This window comes from Moheibacter lacus (assembly GCF_014042165.1).
Classification (GTDB): Bacteria; Bacteroidota; Bacteroidia; order Flavobacteriales; family Weeksellaceae; genus Moheibacter; species Moheibacter lacus.
Genome location: NZ_JACDZE010000005.1, coordinates 1 through 21,954, shown reverse-complemented (window position 1 = coordinate 21,954; position 21,954 = coordinate 1). Strand labels below are relative to the sequence as shown.

Here is a 21,954-nt window from a genome sequence, read left to right as displayed (position 1 = left end):
ATTCGTTTATGGCAGCAAATTATTTCGCAGAAATCATTTTACCTCTAGCTTTGCCGGGAACCTTCACTTATGAAATTTCTCCTGAAGATCAACCTTATCTAAAAGTTGGACAAAGGGTTTCGGTTCCATTTGGGACCAATAAACTTTACACCGGAATCGTTCATTCTTTTCATCAAAACAAACCCGAATTGTTCAAAACCAAATTCATCGATTCGGTTTTGGATACAGAACCTTTGATCACGGAAATTCAAATTCAATTCTGGGAATGGATCGCAAAATACTATATGTGCTCGCTCGGCGATGTTTACCGAAATGCTTTTCCGACCGCACTGAAATGGGAGAGTGAAACTTTTGTGAAATTCATCGGAACGGTTGCCCAAATCGAAGAAAACCTCTCCGAATCTGAATGGATGGTGGTCAATGCTTTGGATAAAAAAGGAATTTTGGCAGTGAGCGAAATCGCGAAATTGGTGGATAAAAAATCGACGATTAAAATCATCAAATCGCTTTGGGAAAAAGGCATCATCCAACTCGACGAAGTCCTGAAAGAAAAATATACGCCCAAAGTTGAATTGTTCATCAAAGTCAACCCCGAATTAAAATCGGACGAAAAATTTTTCAATTCTTCACTGGAGAAATTAAAAAATGCAGCCAAACAAAGGGAAACTTTGTTGCAACTCATCGTCGAGGAATCTCAATCATCCAAACCCATCAAAATTTCAAAATTCATCAAAAAATTTGGTGGAAATCATGCGATGTTTCGATCGATGGAAGAAAAAGGAATGGTGGAAATTTATGATTTGGAAATCTCTAGAATTGATGAAATTGATAATAAAACCATCGATTCAGAAGCTTTAAATTTTGAACAAAATCAAGCTTTGAAGACCATCGGAAATTATTTCGAAGAAAAGAAAACCGTTTTGTTGCACGGTGTGACTTCAAGTGGAAAAACGGAGGTTTACATCAAACTCATCGAACAAAATTTAGAAGAAGATAAAACGACTTTGTTTCTGTTACCGGAAATTTCGATATCGTCTCAAATGGTGCAAAGAATCCGCAAATATTTTGGTGATAAAGTCGGAATTTACCATTCGAAATTCAATCAAAATGAGCGGGTAGAATTATGGAACAAAACGCTGAATGACGAATACAAAATCATCATCGGAGCACGTTCTGCATTGTTTCTGCCTTTTCAAAATTTAGGTTTGATCATCGTTGATGAAGAGCAAGAAACGGCATACAAACAAACCGATTCCAGACCATATTTTCATGCACGAGATATGGCATTGGTTTTGGCGAATTTTTACCAAGCCAACGTCATTCTTGGTTCAGCAACGCCTTCGTTGGAAACCTATCAAAATGCCCAAACCGGAAAATATGGCCATGTCCAATTGACCAAACGCTTTACAGATGTGCCATTGCCAAAGATAGAACTCATCGATCTACGTGCTGCGATGCGGTCAAAAGAAATCACAGGTGATATTTCAAATTTGCTTCGCGAAGCCATCATCGAAACCATAAAAGAAGGAAAACAAGTTTTAATTTTCCAGAACAGGAGAGGATTTGCGCCGGTTGTGGAATGTACGTCTTGCGGGCATTCACCTTTTTGTCCTAACTGTGACGTTCCACTTACGCTACATAAAATGTCCAATTTGTTGAAATGCCATTATTGTGGTCATTCACAAGCCAAACCGAGTAAATGTTCCAATTGTCAGAGTTTGGAATTGGATACCAAAGGAATTGGGACGGAGCAAATTGAAGTGCAATTGGAATCAATCTTCCCGAAATTGAAAATTGCCCGAATGGATGTCGATGCGATGCGCAGAAAGTTTGCTTATGAAAAAACGTTGGAAGCTTTTGAGGAACGAGAAATCGATATCATTGTTGGAACGCAGATGATTGCCAAAGGATTGGATTTTTCAAATGTGGGTTTGGTGGGCGTTATCCGAGCTGATTCTATGTTGAATTTTCCTGATTTCAGGGCGCATGAAAAAGCATTTCAATTGTTGACGCAAGTTGCTGGTAGAGCCGGAAGAAGAAATGAACAAGGGAAAGTTTTGATCCAAACCTATAATCCGGACCATGAAATTCTTCAAAATGTAACCCGATATGATTTTGAGAAAACTGCCAAAGATATTTTATACGAGAGGAAATCTTTTTTGTATCCGCCTTTTTTGCGTTTGATTCAAATCACTTTCCGTCACGCCAAAAAAGAAAAAGTCGATAAGGTTTCAGAAGCATTTGTCAATTTGTTAAAACCCAATTTTGACGAAAAACATCTATTAGGGCCGGAAGAACCTTCCATCAGTCGGATCAGGAATTTGTACATCAAAAATGTTTTGATCAAAATTCCGGAAAACGCATCGCCTCAGAGTGTGAAAAACCTGATCGAAAAGGGAATAGCTTCTCTGTATACAGTTCAGGCTTTTCGTTCTGTTCGGATTGAGATCGATGTGGATCCCCAATAAAGATTTGGCGTAGCCATATAAAAATCTGAAATGATCCGTAACATTTTATAGGAAACGCCTACCTATAAACGAAACAATCGAAATGAAATCTTATGAAGTGCATAGAATCCGGAAGTCTTTTAGCTCCAACAGCACAGAAGACTTGAGAAAAGAAACGGAAGAATTGTTGAACCGAAAAGTAGCTGAAGGATGCAAAGTCATCACGGTTGATTTTGAGATGACAGGTTATTCCGGTTATATTTATGCAATGATAGTTTTAGAAAAATGATCAAAATCCGAGATTTAAATAAATCCTATAAAATGGGAGCCAATTCACTTCATGTTCTGAAAGGTATCGATTTGGATGTGGAAGAAGGCGAATTTGTGGCAATCATGGGATCTTCAGGTTCCGGAAAGTCGACTTTGTTGAACATCATCGGGATGCTCGATACGCATGACACCGGTTTGTATGAACTGGATGAATTCGTCATCGAGAAATTGACCGAAAAAAAAGCAGCCAATTACCGAAACAAATTCCTCGGTTTCATTTTCCAATCCTATAATTTGATCAATTTCAAAAACGTTTTGGAAAATGTTTCCTTACCGCTTTATTATCAAGGAGTTAGTCGTGGTAAACGAGCGGAATTGGCGATGAATTATTTGGAGCGAGTAGGTTTAGGGCCTTGGGCGCATCATTTGCCTAACGAACTTTCCGGTGGGCAGAAACAAAGAGTTGCGATTGCCAGAGCTTTGGCCGCAAAACCAAAATTGTTGTTGGCAGACGAGCCAACAGGAGCTCTCGATTCCAAAACTTCACAGGAAGTCATGCGACTGATTCAGGAAATCAACGACGAAGGAAAAACCATTTTGATGGTAACACACGAGGATGATATCGCGCACATGTGCAAAAGAATTGTGCGACTGAAAGACGGTGTGATCATGAGTGATGAACGCGTGAAGCAAGTCAGAGTTTGAGCGTAATAGAGTAGGAGAATGATTAAGTAAATATTTAGTGAATTTCATAAATCGTAAATCAAACTTCGTAAATCGTAAATCAATATGTTTGATATAGACCGTTGGCGAGAAATATGGGCTTCGATTGCAAGCAATAAACTAAGGACAATCCTTTCAGGATTTACCATTTCCTTGGCATTATTTGTATTCATCGTTTTATTTGGGATGGGAAATGGATTGCAAAACGGTTTCCAAAAAGAATTTTTCCAAGCCGGAGCGATGAATATGTACATTTTCGGTACCCAAACTTCCGAAACCTATGCCGGTTATCAAAAAGGGCGAAACATCGTTTTGGAGAATGATGATTTGGATTATATTTTGGAGAATTATTCGGAGAAAATCAAATACATAAGCGGCGAATATGACCAACAACTTTCCGTAAAATTTGGTGGAGAATCAGGAAGTTATTCGGTAAAAGGCGTAAATGCGGATTATATCAATATGGTCAACTACCAAATCGATAAAGGAAGATTTTTAAAATCAGAGGATTTAAAAAAACAAACCAAATCGGTGGTTGTGGGGCGAATGGTTATCGAGGATTTAATGAAGGGAAGAGACGCCATCGGCGAATTCATCAACATCGGGTCGGGAATGTATGAAATCGTGGGAATTGTTTCGAGTAAAACCAATGATGATCGTGAAGAACGGATGATTTTTGTGCCGATTACGACTTTGCAAACGATTTATGGAACACGGGATTTACCGACGATTACCGTCACACCCAAAGATGGTGTTTCTACAGCGGAAATTGGTGAATTTTCAGAAGATTTGCGAAGCGATTTAAAATCCCGACACGACATAAGCCCAACGGATCCAAACGGAATCAGGATCTGGGATTCTTCAGAACAAATGAGCGATACCAACGCTTTTTTCTTTGTGCTGACCATCATTGTTTTTGTCATCGGTGGTGGAAGTTTGGTTGCTGGTGTAGTGAGTATAGGTAACATCATGGTTTTCAGTGTGAAAGAAAGAACCAAGGAAATCGGGATCCGAAAAGCTTTGGGCGCAACGCCTTATAAAATTATCACGTTGATTATGCAGGAAGCGGTGATGATTACGTTGTTGTTTGGACTCATCGGGATTTTGGTGGCTACCTTTTTGGTAGAAAATATAAACGAAGGACTGGCCGATTATTTTATATATGATCCGGGCGTAAGTACGGAATCCTTGGTGATGGCTTGTTTGATATTGTTTGTCGCCGGGTTTTTGGCAGGATTTCTTCCGGCGAGGTATGCGGCCAAAATTAAACCGATCGATGCTTTACGAGACGAGAAATAAGGGGTTAAGTGGATAAGTGGATAAGTGGATAAGGGATTGAACCTTTAAACAATTAAAAAATTGAATTAATAAAAGTGAAACCGATAATTTTAGATAGAGATGCTTGGGCTGAAGTTTATGCCGCAATTCGCAAAAACAAAATGCGGACGATGCTGACCATGATCGGTGTGGCTTGGGGGATGTTCCTTTTTGTCGCTTTATTGGGCGCTTCCCGAGGTGTTCAAAATGGTTTCGATAAAATATTTGCCAACGCTGCGACCAATAGTTTATTTGTTTGGATGCAGCAAACTGCAATTCCTTTTGAAGGCTATCAACGCGGTCGTACACTTGAATTGAAAATGGAAGATATAGAAGCCATTCAAGGAAAATTCCCTCAAATCAAAATGATCGCTCCGCGAAGTCAGGAGGGAAGTGTAACCGTGAAATTTGGGACGAAATATGGAAATTATGGCGTTTATGGAGATTATCCGGTTCAAAATGAAATGTTCAAAAAAACGATTATCCAAGGTAGGTTTCTGAATGATGATGATGTCAAATATGGGCGAAAAGTTGCAGTAATCGGAACCGATATTCGCGATGAAATCTTCCCGGATGGCGTCAATCCATTGGGCGAAATGATCCAAATCGGAAGTGGAATGTACACAGTCGTGGGCATGTATCAACAAGGTGCAATGGCCATCGGAAGGAATAACGAAATCCAAATTCCATTTACCACTTTTCAGCGGGTTTACAATCGGCAAGGCGTTGTGAATTATGTGATCATCAATGCCAAAGACAATGTGGACATTGTGCAATTTGAAAAACAAATCAAAGAATATTTAAAAGAAAAAAAGAGGGTGCATCCTGACGATACGCAAGCTATAGGCGGATTTAATTTGGGAGAAAACTTAAATAAAATGTTTTCGTTCATGAACGGATTGCAATTATTGGCAATAGTCGTAGGCGCTTTGACCTTATTTTCAGGAGTCATCGCTATTGCGAGTATATTGTTGATTACGGTTTCAGAACGAACCAAAGAATTTGGAATCAGAAGAGCTCTGGGCGCAGTTCCCAATCAAATTCGTTCCCAAATATTATTGGAATCCATCGTCCTGACTTTAATTGCCGGTCTTTCCGGAATCGTCGGCGCCAGTTTGGTTTTGTTTATTGTCAATTCTATTGTCGCCAATGGTGCCGGAGATTTTCCATTTATAAATGCATCGGTTGATGTAACAACTTTGGGATTTGCTTTACTAATTATGATAGTTATGGCCATGTTAGCCGGACTTATTCCTGCGCAGCGAGCCATTGCCATAAAACCGATTGATGCTTTGCGTGACGAGTGATGGTTTTTGAGTGGTTGAGTTGTAGAGTTAGGAGAGAAATTAGAGTATAGAATAAAAAAGCGAATTTCGTCCCGATACTTCGGGATCGCAAAACGAAATAAAGAGAAAATGAAAAAAGGTTTAAAAATATTATTGATTATTTTGTTCGTTGTTGCGGTAGTCGCAGCTATTTTCTACATGTACAAAACCAGTACAGCTGAAAATGTGGAATTTGAAACAACGGAAGTTCAGGTAAAGGATATTTCGACAAAAGCAGTCGCTACCGGTGCCGTAAAACCGAGAGAAGTCATCGAAATCAAACCCAATATTTCCGGTGTCATTTCTGAAATCCATGTAGAAGAAGGGGAGACAGTGGAGAAAGGTGCATTAATAGCGACATTGCGCGTGATCCCAAATGTAAGCAGTTTAAATGCTGCCCAACAACAGATCAATTCGGCAAGGATTACATTGAACAACGAAAAAATCCAATTTAACCGTACCAAATCGCTTTATGATCAAGGTGTTTTGCCCAAACAGGATTTCGACAATGCATTGGCCAGTTATCAGATGGCGCAGCAAAATTTAAAAGCAGCGCAAAGCGATTATAAAATTGCACAAACTGGCATAGCACCGGGATTGGAGCAATATGCCACCATTCAAATACGGGCTACGATTTCCGGTATGATATTGTCTATTCCGGTGGAGATCGGAAATACGGTCCAGGAAATCAATAATTTCTCTGTGGGAACGACTATCGCTACGATGGCTGATGTCAGTCAGATGATTTTTGAGGGAAATGTGGACGAAGCCGATGTAGGGAAACTAAAAGAAGGAATGAAAATGACCATCACGATCGGTGCGCTTCCTGACGAACAATTTGAAGGCGTGCTAAACTATATTTCTCCTTCCGGAGTGGATACCAGTGGAATCGTCCAATTTGAAATCAAGGCCGATGTGAATCTGAAAGAAGATATTTTTTTACGTGCCAATTACAGTGCTAACGCAGAAGTAATGCTCTCAGAAGCCAAAAATGTAGTAGCACTCGAATCGGCACATATCCAATATGACGATAAAGGAAAAGCATTTGTGGAGATTTTAAAACCGGGAACGGAAAAATACGACCAACCGGTTTACCAGAAAAAAATGTTGGAAATCGGGATTTCAGATGGGGTTTTTGTAGAAATTAAATCGGGTCTAAAAAAAGGAGACAAAGTCAAAGTTTTCAACACCGATTTGGAAACAGAAAATGCAGGCGGACCGCCGAGAAGATAAAGAAAAACCAAAAAAATCCGATGAATTTCATCGGATTTTTTATTTTCCGACTTTGTTAAATAATCATTAAATCTAAAAAAATATATATATTTGAGAGTTTGTAAAAGAAAACTAACCTAAATCTGATGAGGCAGATTTAAATTTTACAAATATTAATTAACACAAATTGAGGGAACAATTATGGAATTATCTTTTACTTCAAGGATATCAACTGTTTTATTGTTTTTATTATTTATTGGCTCTTCTTTTGGACAATTAGATTGTGATTTTATTACACCATTGTGTTCAAATGAAGATATAGAAGCAGGATCTCCAACATCTAATCCTGGAGAAACAATAGTTACAACTTGTCAAACACTGCAATCTAATAATACAGCATGGTATGTGATTCAGATACAGTCGGGGACTACTTTTACGTTTGTAATTGAACCGGATGTAAATATTGATTATGATTTTGCCGTTTGGTTGAATCCTGAGGATTGTAATGATTTAGGAGTAGCTGATAGAGGATCGTTTGATGCACCAGCAGCTGGCGAATATGATACAGGGTTGATGTTAAATGAGACCGATTTTTGCGAAGGCGCTGGAGGGGGGGGCTTGGTTGACGGAATGGTTCGACATTTGGATGTGCAACCCGGTGATATAGTGGTAATTGCTGTTGATAGATGGTCTAGCCAATCTTCTGATTACACTTTGACTTTTGGTGGAGACTCTGAGTTGGATTGTACGATTTTGGGAGAAAATTATGGTCAATGTGATTTGGATAATGATAATCAAGAGTTGTTTGATTTAAATTTAATTGAAGATGATATTATAGATGGTGCTCCCAATCAAACAGTTGATTTTTATGAAGATGAAACAGATGCGCAAGCTGGAAATGCAAATACTGAAATTTCTCCCTATTTAGTTACTTTTAATGATACAGATGGAGATGGATTTGATAACGGTACTATTTTATATGCGAGGGTAGAAGAAAATAATACATTTCTCCGGGTGATTCAAGTTACACTTTTTGTTAATCGATTGCCCCAAGTTACTTCACCAATAGCGCTTGATCCTAAATGTGATATTTTAGGAGATGGGGAAGAAGTTTTCGATTTGAGAGAGGCAGAGCCTTTTTTGGTGTCAGACCCAAGTATTTATAATTTTATTTACTATGAAGATCCTGATGATGCCGATGCGGGAAATGCTAATTTCATCAATACTCCAGCTTCATATTCATCAGGTACACAAACGATATATGTAAGAGTTGAGACGGGGGCTTTGATTGGAAATGAAGATGGATGTTATGTCGTAGGAGAAATTAATTTGGAAATTTTTGATTTTGGTTTGAATACCATTTCTTTAACTCCAGATGCAATTTGTGATGAAGATGGTGATGGTGAAGTAATAATTGATTTGACAGATTATGTAAATCAATTGGTTCTACCTCCAAATAATCCCGAAGATTTTACAATTACTTATTATGAAAATGCTTTAGATGCCACAGTTCCAACTAATAATATTCTAGATCCTGAAAATTTTCCAATAACTGCTGGAAACAATGATATTATCTATGTCAGATTAGAACACCCAACAAACGGATGTTATATAATCAGTGAAATTCATTTTTCTACTTTAACACGTCCGGAATTAAATGCAATGAGTAATGTAGATATGTGTGTAGATGAAGTTTCTGGAGATCACCTATTTGATTTAACCGTTTTTGATGGTCAAATTGTTAATAATCCTGCTGATTATGATATTACCTATCATACAAGTCAAGAAGATGCAGATGACGGACTTGATCCGATTGATCCTGAAGATGCCTATCCTATTTCGATTAATTCCACTGTGACAGTTTACATACGAGTAGAAAATCAAGGTTGTCCAAATGTAGGTACAGTTGACATTTCCATTCATTCAAATCCTGTATTGAGTGATGATTTAACATTAGATCCGATTTGTGATGAAGATGGAGATGGTGAAGTAATAGTTAATTTGACTGATAATGAAGCTTATTTTATAGGAACAGATCCCGGACCTTTTGATATAAGTTACCATACTGATCCAAACGAAGCAGAATTAGGAACAAATCCAATTTTAGATCCGGAAAACCATCCGATTGATGCTGGAACTACCGAAACGATTTATATCCGAGTGAAGTATGATTCAAATGATTGTTATAGAGTCCGTTCTATTACTTATGTCATCGTAGAACGACCTATTTTAAATGATTTGGATGAGGTTACCGATTGTGTGGATCAAGTTGATGGAACGATTCCATATGATTTGACTTTATTTAATCCGCTTTTGATTTCCAATCCGGCTGATTATATCTTTTCTTATTATACAAATCTGACAGACGCTCAAAATTCTGAAAATACAATAACGAATATTAATAATTATCCAATTCCGGTAAATACCCCAACAGAGATAGTTATACGGGTAGAGGTAGATGGCTGTCCAGACTTTAGAAGTGTCATGATCACTTTTAATTCTAATCCGGTAGTCAATGATTTAGACAATCAAGCATTTTGTTCGACAGAAATTTCAGGAAATATTCCTTATGATTTAACCCAACATAGACCTGAATGGGTAGATGATGATCCTGCAAATTACAATTTTAGTTACCATACCTCCCAAAATGATGCTGATCTAGGTTTGGATCCGATTCCAAATCCTGGAAGCTATCAGATCCCAGTAGGTTCAACCACTACGATTTATGTTAGAATTGAAAATTCTGCTACAAACTGTTTTAAGACAACTATTTTGAATTTATATCCGGGAGAAACAGCAACTTTAATGAACGGATTAGAAATTGAATTGTGCGATCCTAACTTTGATGGTGTTTTTGAATATAATTTGACTGAATTGGATTCTCAACTTATTGCAAATCCAAATGATTTAGGTTTTCAGTATTTTACATCACTCTCAGATGCACAGTCTGATTTAAATGCTATTCCTCAAAATCAATGGAATAACTATCCAATTAATATTTTACCTTTTGATTTATGGGTAGTTGCAGAGACAACTGATGAGTGTCGTTCCGAACCGGTAGAAGTAAGATTTGTTCAAGGAGAATCCATTAATCTCATAAATCCTGTGATAGGACCTTTGGAGTATTGTGCAGAACATTTAATCAACTTACAAGATTCTGAAATTGAAATTACAAATGAAACTGTCGATTTTAGTTATCATAATTCATTGAACGATGCTGAAAACGGAACAAATCCTATTATGAATATAAACGAATTTTCTCCTCAAGGAAATAATTCGGTATATGTACGATTAGAAATGGCAGGAAAATGTCCGGTTTTGGCCGAAATTCAATTTACATTATTACCAACCCCAAGTTTATCAATATCTGAATCTTCCATGATTCTCTGTGCAGACGATAGTTTTGAAGCCACTGCAACCAGTGATGATCCAACTGCAACTTTTGAATGGACATTGGAAGACGGAACCATTTTGACTGGTCCGATCCAAACCATCAATCAATTTGGTACGCATACCGTCATTGCCTATAGTGCGGATGGATGTAGAAGTGAAGAAAGAACCTTGACCGTAAATTTACCGACCCAACCAGTATTCAACGGAATAGAGATGGGTGATAATTATGTCATCGTTGATGCTACAAATGGAGGCGAGGGACCGTTGGAATATTCACTGGATGGTATCCTTTGGCAAAACAGTCCACAGTTTAACAATCTGATTCCGGGTGAAACTTACACCATTTGGGTGCGATCCAGCGGATGTATGATCGAGAAATACGATATAACGCTTTTGAGTGTTCCGAATTTTATTTCACCAAACGGTGACGGTAAAAACGATACCTGGACCATTCGTGGAATTGAAGTGACGCCGGGTGCAACAGTGAAAATATTTGACCGATATGGAAAAATATTTGTGGACACCAATTTTGAGGGAAATTATGAATGGAATGGAAAATATTTAGGGAACAATGTTCCTTCAGGCGATTATTGGTACATCATTCAGATTCCTTCAGATGGAATTCTCCAGGAGCGAAAATTTGTAGGACATATTTCGGTTCGGAATAAATAAAGGAAATACTAATCAATTGAAATAGAGGGACTGTCAGATGGATAGTCCCTTTTTAAAGAACAGGTTAAAAAAATAGAAATGAATAAGGAATGAAGATAGAGATTGGATTTTATGGTCAAAACTAGTGTTAAATAATTTGACCGATTTAAGAAAATCTTTGTAGATTCGGGATTCTAAATATTTGATACGTTTAAAACAAAGAAATATAAGATCATCCATAATGGAGAAATGGGTTGATTTAAAATATAAAGGGCATAATAGCGTTAGGAAAAGATAGAAACACACATGAGAAAAGTATTAATTACGGCAGTATTGATCATTTTATCCTTTCAGGCAATGGGTCAGGAAGGATTACCTTTTTATAAGCACTACCTGGTCAGTGACCGGTATTTGATCAATCCTTCTTATGCGGGAGCCAATCCGGAGATTTTAAGCGTTACGGGTAGTTACCGGAATCAATGGGCAGATTTACCGGAAAGCCCAAACACCCAAACTTTGAGTGTTCATACCACAGTTGTAGATCGTTTGGCATTTGGTTTCTATGTATTCAATGACCGAAATGGTTTGTCGAGTTTAAGAGGTGCAAATTTATCTGCCGCTTATCATATCCCGATTAATTCTGATCGCGAATATCGATATGGAGAAACCGAAGATTTGTTTTCATTTGGTTTATCCTATAACTTTTTCCAACAAAGATTGGATTTGGATCAAATCGTAGTTGCAGATCCTTCTGATCCCGTTCTAGACGACCCGAACTATAACCTCAATCATTTTAATCTGGGTGTTTCCTTTAAATATGCCGGTGCTTTTGGAGGTGTGTCCATTTTGGATATTCCTTTACAGGATAACCAAGCTGTGGCCAATGGAATCGAACCTTTGCCTACTTGGTATTATTTCATGTTGGGATACCAAGTGTATTTTGGAGAAGGATTTCGTTTGGAACCTTCAGTCGTGATGAATTTGAATTCGAATTCGGAACGTCAATTTGATTTGAATTTAATGGGGCATATTGCATTTGGAGAACAGGAGCAGGGATTGGATCTGGGAGTATCTTATCGTCAAGACATCGATAAAAACGGTTCTCAAGGATTGACCATTTCCCCTGTGATGAAAATGAAAATAGGAGGATTGCGCATTGGGATGGCTTATGACGTAGGACTTTCGGATATTGCAAAAGAAGCCGGAAACGGAATATTGTTCAGTTTGGGATATGATTTTGCCAATCCTTTCAATCCTGATTTTAGATAAAAATTGCTTAATATAGATTAATAAATCACCTCATTTCGGGGTGATTTTTTTATTGGATTAAATTTTTTCAAAAATTTATAATTAATTAAATCACTGAAATAGAATTAGTTAAATCATCCATATATCGTCAATTTGAAATTTTCCAGTACTTTGTTTTGCATAATACTATATTTTGTTTATATATTTGCAATACATATAAAGATATCGAGATGGATATAGAAAAAACAAAAACGCAAATGAGAAAGGGGATACTGGAGTATTGCATTCTCAGCATCATCAAAAGAGGAGGAGATGCCTATGCGTCCGATATCATCGATGAATTAAAAAAATCGGAGATGATCGTGGTGGAAGGCACACTTTATCCTTTATTGACGCGATTAAAAAATGAGAATCTTCTCAATTACCGTTGGGAAGAATCAACCTCCGGACCTCCTAGGAAATATTATACCTTGACAGAAGACGGAGTGAATTTTTTGCAAGAATTAGCAGAAACCTGGAACCAACTACAAAACGCAGTAAACAAAGTAACCTTAGATACAAATCAACATGGATAAGACGATCTCAATCAGTTTAGGCGGTTTTTCATTTATCGTGGACGACCGTGCTTTCTTCAAATTAAAGAATTATTTGGACGACATCAGACGTTCGCTTCACGGAATGGAAGGAACTGAAGATATCATTTCGGATGTAGAAATCCGAATTGCAGAACTATTCAAAGAAAAGTTGGGCGTAAGAGAAGTTGTAAATGAAATGGATGTTGATCATATCATCGGTGTGATGGGGAAACCTGAACAATATATAGATGAAGACAATGAAGAAACTCCTACATCTTATTCTTCATCCGGTTCTTCTTATAAACAGTCCGGTTCCGGTGAAAAAGTAAAAAGAAAATTATACCGTGATCCAAACGATAAAATCATCGCCGGTGTACTTTCCGGTTTGGCGCATTATTTAGGTGTCGAAACCTGGGTGACACGAGTGCTTTGGATCGTATTGTTCTTTTCAGATGTATTTATTTCCGGAGCTTCTTTGACGATCATCAGTTATATCGTGCTATGGATCATCCTTCCAAAAGCTGAAACAGCTACACAAAAATATGAGATGTACGGTCAAGCCGGCGATTTTGAAACCATAAAAAAAAACGCCAGCCAAGCCGCTACTGAAATGAAGGGAGTGGCTCGTGATGCCTCCGGCACACTTGGGAAAATATTCCATGTACTGGGGAAAATCATCCTGTTCTTCTTAGGTATTATGTTGATTTGTACGGGAATCGGACTGATCATCGGAGCCATCGCCCTTCTCATTACTTCATCGGCCGAACTTCCGATGCAGGTATTTGGATACATCGTAGATTATGATTGGCAAGATTGGGGTGCAAAAGCTCTGATGCTCATATTGATGATCATCCCGGCTTTATTGTTGATTATTTTGGGTGCTCGATTGATTTCAAACCGCATTAAGGTCAACAAAACCTTTGTTTGGAGCTCGATGGCGCTTTGGTTCATCGCTTTAATTGCAGCTTCCATTCTAGGCGTAAGTTTGGCCAAAAACTTTACCCGAGACATAGAATTTGCCGATAAAAAATCCTTTTCCATAACGCAAGATACTTTGGTGATTTCGTTTGAAGAATACAAAAACGTAGGCAAACGTAAAATCAAATGGGGGATCAATGACGATATGGGCGGATTTGTCCAGTTTGACGGAAAATTACATAGAAAAATTTATGACGATGTCGAAATCAAAACCTCTCCAAATGATTTGGTTTATGTCGAAATCATGAATTATTCAAAAGGATCAAATATGGACAATGCAAGAGAAAATGCCGAAATGATCCAATACAATTATACCATGAATGCAAATGGAGAATTGGTTTTTGACAATTATCTTTCGCTTCCTGACAATGCCAAATTCAGAGATCAATTGGTGACCTTGATCGTTTATGTGCCAAAAGGAAAAACCATTCATTCAAAAAATGTCGACGACCTGATTTTTCATGATGAATTGGAAAATGACCGAGATTATAAAGACGGAACCAATAAATTTTATAAATTTGTTGATAATCAATACATCTGTCAAAATTGTGTAGAAGATTTTTCAGACGATGAAAATATAGAAACGCATTTTGATGCTGATAGTGCTGGTGTAAGTGTATCCAAAGATGGTGTGAAAATCATAGACGGTAAGGATAAAGTAATTATAGAAAAAAATAAAATCAATATTTCTGATGGTACAGATTCTATTAACATTAACATCTCTGGTAATTGAATTCATCATTTCAATCATCAATTGATAAAAGAAAGAACTCACGAAAGTGCAAGGAAAAGTCGGATGTTTAATTCCGGCTTTTTTATTGGTCGAAACCTTATCTTTGTGCCATGAAGCAATTTTTAGGTAAATTCTTTTTACGCATCATGGGCTGGAAACTTGACATTTCGGTTCCCGTTCATTCCATTTCAAAATCGGTTTTGGTGGCAGCGCCACATACGACCAATTGGGATTTTTTTTATGCCGTATTTTCTTTTTGGGCGATGGGCATTCCCATGAAATTTTTCATCAAAGACAGTTGGACCAAACCTTGGTATGGGTTCCTCATAAAAGCAGTTGGCGGAATAGGGATCAACCGATCTGAAAGGTCGAACAAAGTTGATTTTGCGGTCAATCTACTTCGAAACGATGAAAATTTATATTTGCTCAACACACCTGAAGGCTCTCGCGCTTGGGCCGAAAAATGGAAAACCGGATTTTATTTTATCGCAGATAGAGCAGGAGTTCCGATTTTATTGGCTTATTGCGATTATGAAAAGAAAATCGCCGGAATAGGAAAAGTCATTTATTTGGAAAACAAAACCCAAGAAGAAGTTTTGACCGAAATTGAAGCATTTTACAAAGACATTAAAGGGAAATTCCCCGAAAACTATAATCCAAAAATTTTTTGATGGACAAACAAGCCAAATTGAACAAACTCAACGAAATGAACCAAAATACGCTGATGGAAACATTAGAAATTCGTTTTTCAGATGTAGGAGAAGATTTTCTGGAAGCTACTATGCCGGTGACTTCAAAAGTACATCAGCCGTATGGCATTTTACATGGTGGTGCGAGCATCGCATTAGCTGAAACGGTAGGAAGTGTTCTTTCCGCTACTTCGATTGATCATAAAAAATTTAAATCGGTAGGAATGCAGATGACGTCCAATCATTTGCGCCCAAAAAGAGATGGAATCATCACAGCCAGAGCTGAATTTGTGAAAAAAGGGAGAACCGTTCACGTGGTGAAAATCGAAATTAAAGATGAATCTGGACAGCTGATTTCTTATTGTCATTTGACCAATTCTATCGTTTCAAATGATTATGTTTAATTCAAAAATTAGTTCGATTGAACAAATCTCAGTTCAATTTAAAAAGACATGAATCCCAGTTTTTCCCACAAACTTCAAGTTGCCATTCAAAATGATGTTCCATTTGTTTTGTTCCGTTTTCCGGATGAGTCGACCATCCAATTGAACGTTCAGGACGATTCCGGTAAAAACCGATTTTTATTGCATGCTTTTGATTCTACAATAGAAAAATCGATTTCTGACGCAGATCCCATTCAGATTTTGCAAAGCGAATTTCAATTCGATTCGAAATTAGATCTTAAGCATCAGGAATGGGAAGATTCGATTTCAAAAGAAAATTATGAACAATTGATTCAAAAAACAATAGATGAAATTAAGGGTTCGGCAATTCAAAAAATCGTCATCAGCCGAAAAAAAATGATGGAAAATAAAGGATTTGATTTGTTTCAAACTTTTAAAAATTTATTGGAACAACATCCACGAGCCTTGGTGTATTTTTGGAATCGACCAGGTGAAGACACTTGGATAGGTGCAACGCCAGAATTATTGTTGCAACAATCCGGCAATCAAGTCCAAACCGTATCTCTTGCCGGTACGAAACGTCCGGAAAAGGATTGGACCGAAAAAGAAATCGAGGAACAGCAGTTCGTTACAGATTTTATTGCCCATGAATTTTCGGATTTTAAAAATCTCAAAATTTCCGGTCCGGAAACTGTTCAGGCCGGTAAATTCCAACATTTAAAATCTTATATTTCTGCGGAGATTTCAGAAAGTTTTGATTTGAATTTATTGTTGAAGAATTTGCATCCGACTCCGGCGGTTTGTGGTTTGCCAAAAAAGGAAGCATTTGACTTTATCCTCAAAAATGAAGGCCATGACCGGGGATTTTATTCAGGATACATCGGTATAGAAAGAGAAAATTCAAAAACCTATTTTGTTAATCTTCGTTCTGCAGCATTTTTTCAAAACCAAATCCAAATTTACGTAGGCGGTGGCATCACGGCTGAAAGTAATCCTGAAAAGGAATGGGAAGAAACCGAACTAAAATCGGGGACGATCGCAAATGCATTAGCTCAATAGTGAAATTTAAGCGATTGCCAGGTCCTAGCATCTTTTAAATCTGCAAAATAAGATCCTCATATCAATGAATTAAGCCCATTAAAATTCAAAATATAGACCCAAAGAGAAACAAACCTCCTTTAAATCTGGTTTATGAGCTTATCGAAGAATTAAAGAGGTTAAGTTATATCAGTTTATGGAGAATTTTATCAAAAAAATGGAGTTGTGCAACGGCTACCGTTGTTAGCAGAAGCTCATTTCATATATTTTTTTTAGTTCTTCTTTCAAGTAAAATTGTATCTCTCCATTTATCGTCCATTTTCGATATTTTTTCACGAGTTCCAACAATTCTGAAATCAAAATTTTTGTGAAGTTTTAAACTAGCTTTGTTTTCAGGAAAAATACTCGATTGTAAGGTCCATATTCCATTTTTTTCACTTTCTGAAATCATTTTTCTCATTAATTGAGAAGCCAATTTTTTTCCATTAAAATCAGGATGAATATATACACTAACTTCAGCTACACCAGAATAATTGCAACGATTTGAAACAGGAGATAGAGCAATCCAACCTACAGTTTTATCATTTAGTTTGATAACAAATCTAGAATGTTTTAAATGTCCATTATTCCATTCTTCCCAAGTCGGAACTTTTGTATTGAAAGTAGCATTTTTTGTTTCTATTCCTAGTTTATAGATTTCAAAAATCTCTTTCTTATGTTTTTCTTCTAAAGGTTCAATTTTAGTAATTATCATTTTTTAATTTATTACAACTAAATAAGTATCCTGTTATAACTGCCATTGGGAAGAGTTTCAGCTAACGGTCCCGTATAACCGTCAGTTACGGGTTAAATTAGCGATTTTTTTCGGTTAAGCACTGACGTTAGCAATTCCGAGTGGATTCGGACGTAGTCGAATCCGCCATAATTGCGGTTATACAATGTCCCTGTTGCACAACTCCTGATCAAAAATAGCCAAAGAATTAAAACCCACAAATAAATTGATTGAAAATTGATATAAAACACTTCAAATCAATTGTTTGAGTGATGATTTTTATGTAAATTAGTATATGCAAGGACGAAAAGAATTTAGGCCAAAATTGTTTTATGAACTGAGTTTGGAAAGACTGGTACCGGCCGATAATATTTACAGGAAAATCGGGGAGGAATTGGATTTTCACTTTCTGTACGATTCGACTAAAAATTATTACGGTAGCGAAGGCCAGCAGAGTTTGGATCCGGTGGTTTTTTACAAGATTTTACTGGTGGGTTATTTGAACAATTTGAACAGCGATCGGGCTTTGCTCCAATATTGCGGTAATTGTCTGGATATCCGTTTGTTTTATCTGAAGAAACTTCTGAAGTTCAAGGTGAAAAAAGTAAAAACCCAAGCCTAAATCCTGAACCTTCCCAAAGGGAAGATTGGGTCAATTGCTTGAAGCTGTTTTGAGAAGGGAAAAAGCTTGGATTTAAGATAGCCAAAAATGGAGGGAATTCTAAATCAATTTGAATTTTGCTGCGCTTAGAGCGCTTTAAAATCGGTCAGATTTTCTTGGTTTTTTGTAAATTTTATCAAAAAAATGGAGTTGTGCAACAGCTACCGTTGTTGCCCACAGTTTTTTATTCCGCGTTGTAATTTCCATTCGCCCACTTTATACTCGGTTCAATCCATTCCTTTAGGGCTTTGAATATAAATCCGTGTCCCATTCCCGTATTGAGTTCTATTTCCTTAAAGTGCTCTATTTTGCAAGTGGAATTTTCTTTTCGTTCCACAGCTGAAACTCCAAATGGGTCTGTTTTTTCGTAAATCGTCAAGATATTCCCGCAATAATTAATTTCTGGTATGTTTTGAATATCAGAATTTCTAAAACTGGCAATAAATATAAAATTTAAATTAGGATTATTCGCCAAAGTTGAAACGTACTGAGCAATATATCCACCTTTTGAAGTTCCGATTACCGTAATTTTATTGGGGTCGGCTCCGTGTTTTATTAAGCTGTCAATTTGGTTGATTACTTCAATCGCATAATCTCTCGCATTTACGTTTCCGTTTCTTTTTTCGCTTATTACTGTAAATCCGTTGCTTCTAAATTCGTTTATAATTTTACGATATTCAGTTCGTCCAAATTCAGGGTGTAATTCATTTAAATCGTGTGTTTCTAAAAATCGGTTGTGTAGAAAAAAAATAAATCGTTCTTGGTTTTTATTTCCGCACGCGAATATTGTTGAGCAAAATAAAATTCCAATTAATAGACTTATTTTCATTGATTTCGAGGTTTCTTCAAATTGTGGGCAACGGTCTCGGCTATGAGTAGTTGCGTGGTTTAGCACTTAACTTTGCAAGTACACACCAAACTGAAAATCCGCGAGCCCCGAAGCTTCGGGGTTCAGAAGTGGGCGAGAACAAGCAATTACTTATAGCCATTGTCCCTGTTGCACAACTCCTGATCAAAAATAGGCAAAGAATTAAACCCCACAAATAAATTGATTAAAAATTAATATAAAACACTTCAAATCAATTGTTTGAGTGATAATTTTTATGTAAATTTGTACATGCAAGGACGAAAAGAATTTAGGCCAAAATTGTTTTATGAACTGAGTTTGGAAAGACTGGTACCGGCCGATAATATTTACAGGAAAATCGGGGAGGAATTGGATTTTCAATTTCTGTACGATTCGACTAAAAAGTATTATGGAACAGAAGGCCAGCAGAGTTTGGATCCGGTGGTTTTTTACAAGATTTTATTGGTGGGTTATTTGAACAGTTTGAACAGCGATCGGGCTTTGCTCCAATATTGCGGTAATTGTCTGGATATCCGTTTTTTTATCTGAAGAAACTTCTGAAGTTCAAGGTGAAAAAAGTAAAAACCCAAGCCCAAATCCTGAACCTTCCCAAAGGGAAGATTGTGGCAATTGCTTGAAGCTGTTTTGAGAAGGGAAAAAGCTTGGATTTAAGATAGTCAAAAATGGAGGGAATTCTAAATCAATTTGAATTTTGCTGCGCTTAGAGCGCTTTAAAATCGGTCAGATTTTCTTGGTTTTTTGTGAATTTTATCAAAAAAATGGAGTTGTGCAACGGCTACCCTTGTGTTAGCGGTAGTTTTTCTTTTCGGCAATTTCATCTTTAATTCTTTGTCTAATGTCAATTTTTGCACCTGTAAAGACAAATATTCCTGTCCCAAACTCTCTTGCATATTGGTTAGTTATTGAGTCTGCAAAAATTGAATTTTGAAAAAAAGGAGATGTTTCTTTAAGTTCAGAATCTGTTTGATTTACTTCTTTAATTCTGATTAAGTTCAAATAGCTTTTAGTGAGGTCAAACCATTCTATATAGTCAGCGTTGAATGAAACTGCCTTTATTTTTTGTCGTGTATAATAATTTATTGCTCCTGCTTGTCCATAGTTGTCGCAAAGAATTAGTGTCTTTTCTTTATTCGGTATTTTTGAGTATATGCTATCAACTTTCAAGGCTAATTCTTTCCAACCAAGCATATCTGCAAAATCCTGTGGTATTAAATGGTCTTTGCCATCTTCCCAACGTAACAAACCCAACTTTTTATATTTTTCTGAATGCTGAACAATGTATTCTGGGCTTTTATTCGGAAACGCAACATTATAAATTGGAATAAATAATAGTATGGGTACAGCAATTGCAACTGGTTGTAAATATTTTCTCCAACCGTCTTTTAAAATGTCTGCAATATAAACAGAACCAAAAGCAATATAAATTGGGTAAATACCAATGGCATAATAGTCTTTTGCCTTAAAATAAATAAAAGCTATTAAAGTAAAGAGGATAGAGAAAAAGAATAGTCTATACTTGTTGAAAGGCTTGTAAAAAAGCAAAGCATAAAATGATGCAAAAATTACTATTAGTGAACCCATAAAAAAGAGCAACTGATTCTTCAAAAAATCAAATCTATTTACATTTACTAATTGAGTTTCTGTCAATTCTTTTAAATGGTGAAAGACTGGGAAATTATTATTGTATTGCCAAACAAGATTAGGCAAGATTAAAACCAAGCCTACTAAAATGGCAAAATATAAAGTAGGTTTTAAAAATATTTTCCTATGCTCAGTAATCAACAATGAAGGTACAAGTCCGATTAATAGAAAAGCAATGTTATACTTATTTAAAAAGCCGATTGCAAATGCTATTGCTGCTAAATACATCCACTTTGTATCATCCGTTTTGATATATTTCAGCAATATAAAGTATAAAACAGTCCAACTTAATACGTCAAAAGAATTGGGTTGGTACAAAGTATTTAGTCGCAAAAGTGCAGAAAATAAAACACAAGTTGCACCTATAATCAATGCAAACAGATTTCCATTTAATTCTTCTATGGCTTCCCAAACAACATAAATTGTCAATGCCCCATACAACGCAGGAAGGAACTTAATCCAAAAAAATGAATTGCCAAGTAATTGAATAAAATAAGATGTCCAAGAAGTAAAGGGTGGAACCGAAAGATAACCCCAAGCCAAGTGATTTGCTTGGTCAAGATGCAAATATTCGTCTCGGTGCAGTTCATAGTCACTACTAAATAGAAAGTATTGCAGGAAGAATTTAAGTCCAATGAAACCTATTAAAATTATCGTTTTTCTTCTCATTGAGAGGTGTCTATTAAAATTACCACTAACGGCCCGCCGGCTTTGCGAATTCCCGAAGGTGTTTTGTGTATCGAAGATACAAAAAAACCGTAGGGATTTAGCAAATCCGCTGTCCCTGTTGCACAACTCCTGATCAAAAATAGGCAAAGAATTAAACCCCACAAATAAATTGATTGAAAATTGATATAAAACACTTCAAGTCAATTGTTTGAGTGATAATTTTTATGTAAATTAGTACATGCAAGGACGAAAAGAATTTAGGCCAAAATTGTTTTATGAACTGAGTTTGGAAAGACTGGTACCGGCCGATAATATTTACAGGAAAATCGGGGAGGAATTG

The 21,954-nt window shown here is 36.7% G+C and carries 17 protein-coding genes and 1 pseudogene; 15 read left to right on the top strand and 3 right to left on the bottom strand.

The annotated features are described in order from the left end of the window. Positions 1 to 8: 8 nt before the first annotated feature. The 13 genes from priA (at position 9) to HU137_RS12285 (ending at position 17,024) form a co-directional block, all read left to right on the top strand. Positions 9 to 2,468, top strand: a complete 2,460-nt coding sequence (gene priA / locus HU137_RS12345) for a replication restart helicase PriA (RefSeq protein WP_182044169.1) — start codon at positions 9 to 11, stop codon at positions 2,466 to 2,468. An 82-nt stretch (positions 2,469 to 2,550) separates the two neighbouring features. Beyond that, positions 2,551 to 2,736 carry a hypothetical protein gene (locus HU137_RS12340; RefSeq protein ID WP_182044168.1) on the top strand — a complete coding sequence of 62 codons (186 nt, stop codon included), beginning with the start codon at positions 2,551 to 2,553 and terminating at the stop codon, positions 2,734 to 2,736. Beyond that, on the top strand, positions 2,733 to 3,422 hold the full coding sequence (locus HU137_RS12335) for an ABC transporter ATP-binding protein (protein WP_182044167.1): 690 nt from the start codon (positions 2,733 to 2,735) through the stop codon (positions 3,420 to 3,422). Before HU137_RS12340 ends, HU137_RS12335 begins: the two co-directional genes overlap by 4 nt. 84 nt (positions 3,423 to 3,506) lie before the next feature. Continuing rightward, positions 3,507 to 4,739 (top strand): ABC transporter permease, encoded by a 1,233-nt coding sequence (locus HU137_RS12330; protein ID WP_182044166.1) that lies wholly within the window; start codon positions 3,507 to 3,509, stop codon positions 4,737 to 4,739. A gap of 74 nt (positions 4,740 to 4,813) precedes the next feature. After that, positions 4,814 to 6,064, top strand: a complete 1,251-nt coding sequence (locus HU137_RS12325; RefSeq protein WP_182044165.1) for an ABC transporter permease — start codon at positions 4,814 to 4,816, stop codon at positions 6,062 to 6,064. A gap of 108 nt (positions 6,065 to 6,172) precedes the next feature. After that, a complete protein-coding gene (locus tag HU137_RS12320; protein WP_182044164.1) occupies positions 6,173 to 7,315 on the top strand; it encodes an efflux RND transporter periplasmic adaptor subunit in 1,143 nt (380 codons plus the stop codon). A 180-nt stretch (positions 7,316 to 7,495) separates the two neighbouring features. Continuing rightward, positions 7,496 to 11,359 (top strand): T9SS type B sorting domain-containing protein, encoded by a 3,864-nt coding sequence (locus tag HU137_RS12315; RefSeq protein ID WP_182044163.1) that lies wholly within the window; start codon positions 7,496 to 7,498, stop codon positions 11,357 to 11,359. 285 nt (positions 11,360 to 11,644) lie between these two features. Next, positions 11,645 to 12,607 (top strand): PorP/SprF family type IX secretion system membrane protein, encoded by a 963-nt coding sequence (locus tag HU137_RS12310; protein ID WP_182044162.1) that lies wholly within the window; start codon positions 11,645 to 11,647, stop codon positions 12,605 to 12,607. Positions 12,608 to 12,816: 209 nt separating this feature from the next. Then, the gene (locus HU137_RS12305) at positions 12,817 to 13,161 is read left to right on the top strand and encodes a PadR family transcriptional regulator (RefSeq protein WP_182044161.1); all 345 of its coding nucleotides are present in this window, start codon (positions 12,817 to 12,819) and stop codon (positions 13,159 to 13,161) included. After that, complete coding sequence (locus tag HU137_RS12300; protein ID WP_182044160.1) at positions 13,154 to 14,872, top strand: PspC domain-containing protein; 1,719 nt, start codon at positions 13,154 to 13,156, stop codon at positions 14,870 to 14,872. The genes HU137_RS12305 and HU137_RS12300 overlap by 8 nt, the downstream gene beginning before the upstream one ends. Before the next feature lie 110 nt (positions 14,873 to 14,982). Beyond that, positions 14,983 to 15,543, top strand: a complete 561-nt coding sequence (locus tag HU137_RS12295) for a 1-acyl-sn-glycerol-3-phosphate acyltransferase (protein WP_182044159.1) — start codon at positions 14,983 to 14,985, stop codon at positions 15,541 to 15,543. Next, entirely contained in the window at positions 15,543 to 15,965 is a 423-nt protein-coding gene (locus HU137_RS12290) for a PaaI family thioesterase (protein ID WP_182044158.1), read from the top strand. The genes HU137_RS12295 and HU137_RS12290 overlap by 1 nt, the downstream gene beginning before the upstream one ends. A 48-nt stretch (positions 15,966 to 16,013) precedes the next feature. Next, a complete protein-coding gene (locus HU137_RS12285; RefSeq protein WP_182044157.1) occupies positions 16,014 to 17,024 on the top strand; it encodes an isochorismate synthase in 1,011 nt (336 codons plus the stop codon). 238 nt (positions 17,025 to 17,262) lie between these two features. Here HU137_RS12285 and HU137_RS12280 read toward each other — a convergent pair whose 3' ends face one another. Next, entirely contained in the window at positions 17,263 to 17,757 is a 495-nt protein-coding gene (locus HU137_RS12280) for a GNAT family N-acetyltransferase (protein WP_182044156.1), read from the bottom strand. A 313-nt stretch (positions 17,758 to 18,070) separates the two neighbouring features. Here HU137_RS12280 and HU137_RS12275 point away from each other — a divergent pair. Continuing rightward, positions 18,071 to 18,343, top strand: a pseudogene (locus HU137_RS12275) (transposase); the annotation flags it as partial. 277 nt (positions 18,344 to 18,620) lie between these two features. Here the strand turns inward: HU137_RS12275 and HU137_RS12270 are convergent. Continuing rightward, positions 18,621 to 19,265 (bottom strand): alpha/beta hydrolase, encoded by a 645-nt coding sequence (locus HU137_RS12270; RefSeq protein ID WP_182044155.1) that lies wholly within the window; start codon positions 19,263 to 19,265, stop codon positions 18,621 to 18,623. A gap of 258 nt (positions 19,266 to 19,523) precedes the next feature. Here HU137_RS12270 and HU137_RS12265 point away from each other — a divergent pair, with 258 nt between their 5' ends. Further along, on the top strand, positions 19,524 to 19,832 hold the full coding sequence (locus HU137_RS12265) for a transposase (RefSeq protein ID WP_182044154.1): 309 nt from the start codon (positions 19,524 to 19,526) through the stop codon (positions 19,830 to 19,832). A gap of 258 nt (positions 19,833 to 20,090) precedes the next feature. Here HU137_RS12265 and HU137_RS12260 read toward each other — a convergent pair whose 3' ends face one another. Next, positions 20,091 to 21,614, bottom strand: coding sequence for a glycosyltransferase family 39 protein (locus HU137_RS12260; protein ID WP_182044153.1), 1,524 nt, complete (start codon positions 21,612 to 21,614; stop codon positions 20,091 to 20,093). Positions 21,615 to 21,954 lie beyond the last annotated feature (340 nt).

Bases quoted from the DNA above. Each gene is read 5' to 3' on its own strand.
- HU137_RS12310 (WP_182044162.1), top strand. From the start codon at position 11,645: ATGAGAAAAGTATTAATTACGGCAGTATTGATCATTTTATCCTTTCAG.
- HU137_RS12270 (WP_182044155.1), bottom strand. From the start codon at position 19,265: ATGAAAATAAGTCTATTAATTGGAATTTTATTTTGCTCAACAATATTC.
- HU137_RS12335 (WP_182044167.1), top strand. From the start codon at position 2,733: ATGATCAAAATCCGAGATTTAAATAAATCCTATAAAATGGGAGCCAAT.
- HU137_RS12260 (WP_182044153.1), bottom strand. From the start codon at position 21,614: ATGAGAAGAAAAACGATAATTTTAATAGGTTTCATTGGACTTAAATTC.
- HU137_RS12340 (WP_182044168.1), top strand. From the start codon at position 2,551: ATGAAATCTTATGAAGTGCATAGAATCCGGAAGTCTTTTAGCTCCAAC.
- HU137_RS12305 (WP_182044161.1), top strand. From the start codon at position 12,817: ATGGATATAGAAAAAACAAAAACGCAAATGAGAAAGGGGATACTGGAG.
- HU137_RS12315 (WP_182044163.1), top strand. From the start codon at position 7,496: ATGGAATTATCTTTTACTTCAAGGATATCAACTGTTTTATTGTTTTTA.
- HU137_RS12300 (WP_182044160.1), top strand. From the start codon at position 13,154: ATGGATAAGACGATCTCAATCAGTTTAGGCGGTTTTTCATTTATCGTG.
- HU137_RS12295 (WP_182044159.1), top strand. From the start codon at position 14,983: ATGAAGCAATTTTTAGGTAAATTCTTTTTACGCATCATGGGCTGGAAA.
- HU137_RS12280 (WP_182044156.1), bottom strand. From the start codon at position 17,757: ATGATAATTACTAAAATTGAACCTTTAGAAGAAAAACATAAGAAAGAG.
- priA (WP_182044169.1), top strand. From the start codon at position 9: ATGGCAGCAAATTATTTCGCAGAAATCATTTTACCTCTAGCTTTGCCG.
- HU137_RS12320 (WP_182044164.1), top strand. From the start codon at position 6,173: ATGAAAAAAGGTTTAAAAATATTATTGATTATTTTGTTCGTTGTTGCG.
- HU137_RS12290 (WP_182044158.1), top strand. From the start codon at position 15,543: ATGGACAAACAAGCCAAATTGAACAAACTCAACGAAATGAACCAAAAT.
- HU137_RS12285 (WP_182044157.1), top strand. From the start codon at position 16,014: ATGAATCCCAGTTTTTCCCACAAACTTCAAGTTGCCATTCAAAATGAT.
- HU137_RS12330 (WP_182044166.1), top strand. From the start codon at position 3,507: ATGTTTGATATAGACCGTTGGCGAGAAATATGGGCTTCGATTGCAAGC.